Origin of the sequence: Enterorhabdus sp. P55, assembly GCF_009911695.1 — a bacterium.
GTDB lineage: Bacteria > Actinomycetota > Coriobacteriia > Coriobacteriales > Eggerthellaceae > Enterorhabdus.
In genome coordinates this window covers 1-3,957 of the sequence record NZ_QWKK01000153.1, presented here as the reverse complement: position 1 = coordinate 3,957, position 3,957 = coordinate 1, and the positions used below count along the sequence as shown (strand labels likewise).

General features: G+C 67.2%; 4 protein-coding genes. 1 reads left to right on the top strand and 3 read right to left on the bottom strand.

Going from position 1 to position 3,957, the window contains the following annotated elements:
* On the top strand, positions 1 to 227 hold a 227-nt coding region (locus D1643_RS10085; RefSeq protein WP_160710496.1), incomplete at its 5' end, for an LPXTG cell wall anchor domain-containing protein.
* Positions 228 to 315: 88 nt separating this feature from the next.
* On the opposite strand, the gene D1643_RS10080 is transcribed toward D1643_RS10085, so the two are convergent.
* The 3 genes from D1643_RS10080 to D1643_RS10070 form a co-directional block, all read right to left on the bottom strand.
* Positions 316 to 1,197 (bottom strand): DUF362 domain-containing protein, encoded by an 882-nt coding sequence (locus tag D1643_RS10080; protein WP_160710495.1) that lies wholly within the window; start codon positions 1,195 to 1,197, stop codon positions 316 to 318.
* Positions 1,198 to 1,276: 79 nt separating this feature from the next.
* Positions 1,277 to 1,939 (bottom strand): energy-coupled thiamine transporter ThiT, encoded by a 663-nt coding sequence (locus tag D1643_RS10075; protein WP_160710494.1) that lies wholly within the window; start codon positions 1,937 to 1,939, stop codon positions 1,277 to 1,279.
* Positions 1,940 to 1,948: 9 nt separating this feature from the next.
* Positions 1,949 to 3,814: a GNAT family N-acetyltransferase gene (locus D1643_RS10070; RefSeq protein WP_160710493.1), complete on the bottom strand. Its 1,866-nt coding sequence runs from the start codon at positions 3,812 to 3,814 to the stop codon at positions 1,949 to 1,951.
* Positions 3,815 to 3,957 lie beyond the last annotated feature (143 nt).

Genomic DNA, 3,957 nt, shown 5'->3' with positions numbered 1-3,957 from the left:
CCGCAGCCCCCGACGCCGACGACGCACCCGCCACCGCACCCAGCCCCGACGCCCCCGCCGCACCCACCGGCCCCGACGCCCGCAAGGCCACCCCCAGCAACGGCGCGCCCTCCATCCCCCAGACCGGCGACAGCACGCCAGCGCTGGCCACCCTCCTCCTCGCGGCCGTCGCCGCCAGCGCCTTCGCCCTCCGCAGGGCCCGCCGCCACCTCGGCGACCCTCGCTAGCCCCTCCCCTACGCAAGAAGGCGGGGCGCCCACCTGGCGCGCCCCGCCTTCCCTTCTCCGCCCTCGCCCCCCGCCGGGGCCCGCACGTCTAGATCTCGATCAGCTCGTAGTCCTTGGTGCCGTAGCCCAGGCGCGCCGCGTCGTCGATGATCTTCGTGCCGTTCTTGGAGCGGATGCGCTCGAGCAGGTGGTCGCGGCCCGGATCGTCCGAGGCCCGCACGGCGTCGATGCACGCCTGGTCGACGGCCACCGGGTCGAGGCTCGCAAAGATGCCCAGGTCACCCATGCACGGATCCTCGGCCACCGCGCAGCAGTCGCAGTCCACCGAGAGGTTGCACGCGATGTTGACGAAGGCCAGGTTCTCGCCGAAGTAGTCGACGATGGTGCCGGCCGTCTCGGCCATGGCCTCCAGGAAGTCGTCCTGCGCGGCGTGCTTGTCCCAGAAGTCCCCCTGGTCGAGCGACGCGCCGCCGGTGTGGATGGCCACCTTTCCCTGATTAGAGGCGCAGCCGATGGAGAGCTGCTTGAGCGCGCCGCCGAAGCCGCCCATCGGATGCCCCTTGAAGTGCGAGAGCACGAGCATGCTCGCGTAGTCCGCCAGGTGCCGGCCCACCAGGTTCTCCGTGAGCACGCGCCCGCCTTTCACGGGGAGCACCAGGTCAGGGCCTTCCGCATCCATGATGTCCACAGCGAAGAAGTCCGTCCAGCCGTGCGCGGCCATCAGCTGCTCGTGCTTCTCGGTGGTGTCGCGCGCGCCGTCGTAGGCGGTGTTGCACTCCACGACGGTGCCGCCGACCCGCTCCACCATGGGACGCATGAACTCCGGATGCAGGTAGTTCTGGTTGCCCTCCTCGCCGGAGTGCACCTTCACCGCCACCTTCCCCGGCAGCTCCACCCCCAGCGCCTCGTACAGCCGAACCACGTTCTCCGGCGTGATCTCGCGGGTAAAGTACACGTTGGCCTTAGCCATGGCAGGCTCCTCTCGCCCGACGTCAAAAACCTTCGCCCACTCTATATCTTCGAGTTAACTCTAAGTCAATCCCTCGCGATCAGAACGATCGCAGCGTAGGGTCGCTCTTCGGCGTCGTGGCCAGGAACCGCACGTAGTAGATGGCGTCGCACACAGCGGGTATGCACAGCAAGAGCATGGTGAGCGCCGCCTCGATGCCCAGGTAGCTCATGTCGTAGGCGATCGTGAACAGCAGATTGGCCAGCAGCCCGTCGCGGTCAGGCGGGTAGAACAGGTTGGCCGCCAGCACGTAGCACGCGCCCAGGCACACCAGGCCGACGAGGTAGCCCACGCGCAGCCCGAAGCTGTCGCGCACCACCCCATCCAGCTCGCAGAAGGCTCCCCGCCGGTCGAGCGCCAGCCCGCCCAGGGCAAGGGCCCCGAAGGCGACGGGGTACTCGAGCACGAGCGCACCGGGCGCGTAGTTGATGTGCTCGCCGGTGACGTAGGTCACGGCCAGCCTCAAGATGCCGAACACCGCCCCGGCCGCGAGCCCGTAGCGCGGGCCGTAGAAGAACGTGACCAGCCACAGAAACAGCAGGCTGAAGTACGTCACCGCCCCGCCGTCGGGCAACACGACCGGCTTGATGGCCGAGAGCAGCGTGGCTATCGCCAGCAGCACGGCCGTCCAGAACAGGCGGTTGCCCCGCAGCCCGTCGGCGCGCGTAGTGCAGAACAGCGGCCGCTCGCTTCTCTTCCCCATGACCCCTCCCTACATCTTCCGCTGCTGCAGGTGCCGGCGACGACGCTGGTTGATCAGCACGACGAGCACGAGCAGCAGGATCCCGCCGAGCATCCCGTAGTTGATGGTCGTGTGCGCATAGGCCACCTCAACTCCCAGCTCCTCGTAAAAGCCCTGGAGCAGCTCGATGAGCAGGGGCTGGATCTGGGCGATGGCCAGGATGATGGCCACGACGTTGATGACCATGCCGTTGCGGCTCTCAGTGACGGCCGCCTTCGCCGCCACGACGTGCTCCAGGTACTCCTGGTGCTCGGTGTAGGCGTCGCGCAGCTCCCGGTTGAGGAAGGCCTCGCGCAGCTGAGCCGCCTCAAGCTGGGACGAGAGGTACTTGAAGTTCTGCATCTCCCAGAAGCGCACCGTCCGGCCGTACTCCTGGTCGATGAGGATCTTGGTCTGCGGCGTGATGTCGACGTCCTGCTCGAGGATGCCCGTCACGCGCCGACTCGCCTTCGCGAGCGCCGTGTTCTGGAACAGGACGAGGGTGACGATGAACAGGTAGTCGGCAAAGTCCGCGATGCGCCGCTCGATGCTCGGGGCGAACTGCCGACCCACGTAGACGACCGCGCGGCTCGAGAGGTAGACCTCGTAGTGCTCGAACTGCGAGCGGTTCGCCTGGCTCGCCTTCCGGATCTCCTCGCTGCGAATGCGGTAGGAGCGCTCGTAGTTCTCGTAGGCCTCCGCCGCCAGCATGTCCTGGAGCTCGCACTCGTCGGAGGGCTTGTCGGAGAGCAGCAGCACGCTCGTCTCGCCGCCGCAGCCATGCAGGCCGAACCGCTTGAGCAGGTAATCGTAGAAGGGGCGGTACCCCGTAGGCGCCTCGACGTCGCGGATCTTCAGGTACCCGTAGGACACCTGGTCTTCCATCTGCGTCATCGAGTAGGGAAACGCGGGCATCATCACGCACAGGACGTGCATGTGCGTCTTGCGATGCGCCACCAGCACCGCATGCCCGCGCACGTTCCCGATGACCGTCTCCGGCTGCGTGCCGTCAAGCCCCGCGTACTCGTCAGTGGTCTGGAGGAAGTCGAAGCTGCCCAGGTACGCCAGGTCGAGCTCGCTCACCACCTCGTTGGTGCACTCGTAGGCGATGCAGCCCCGCAGCTCGTCGATGAGGAGCGTGGCGAGGGCGCGCTCGGCCGCCTCGCCGGGCACGTCGGCGCAGCCCGCAGCGCAATCGTCCAGGAAGTTGCCCAGACGCAGGTTGTCAACGTGGTCGGCCAGCGGCAGCATGAGGAACACATCGCCCCGGTACGAGCGCAGCGGGAGCCGGTGCGCCAGCAGCCGTTCGAGCAGCTTGCCGTCGCAGACGTAGACGGTGTTGCCGTCGTCCAGGGTGCGCACCTCGCGGAACAAGTAGTTGGCCAGGGCCTTCTTCCCATCGGACGACACGGCCGTCCCCATGATGTCAGTAATGGGGAAGCCCTTGTCCTGCAGGCGGTTCAGGTAGTCGATGAGGCCGTCAGACAGCAGTCGGATCACCTCGGTGCCCTGATAGCGCGGGTGCACCGCGAGCGAGATGATGAACAGATGGTTGGCGTCCGCCCGATACGGCGCCACCTCCTCGGGGAGGATGTCGTCGTCTCGAATCACCGGGCTGCGAAAGAGGTTGTCCTCGTAGAGGCCCTGCTCGCAGGGGAAGAAGTTGACGTAGCCGGCCACGTCCCCGCTTGCCTGGTCGACGACGAACACGAACGAGCGGCGGTTCTTCCGGAAGCGGTCGACCGTCCGCTGCGGGTCGCCCCAGTACTCCTCCTCGTAACAGGCCTGATCGACCGGCACGAGCTTGGCGAGAAACGCCTCGTCAACCTGCTCGCCGCAGAGAACCTCGTAAGCCATGGGCCTCCCCCAAGAATCGCACGAACACTGTCGAGCATTCTACTGGCATCGGGCTGCCCGCGCCAGCGCCCCCCGGCCAGGCGCAAGGCCGGACGGCAGAGGAGCGGACGAATACGATCGGGGGCTGGGGGGCTGGGGGGCTG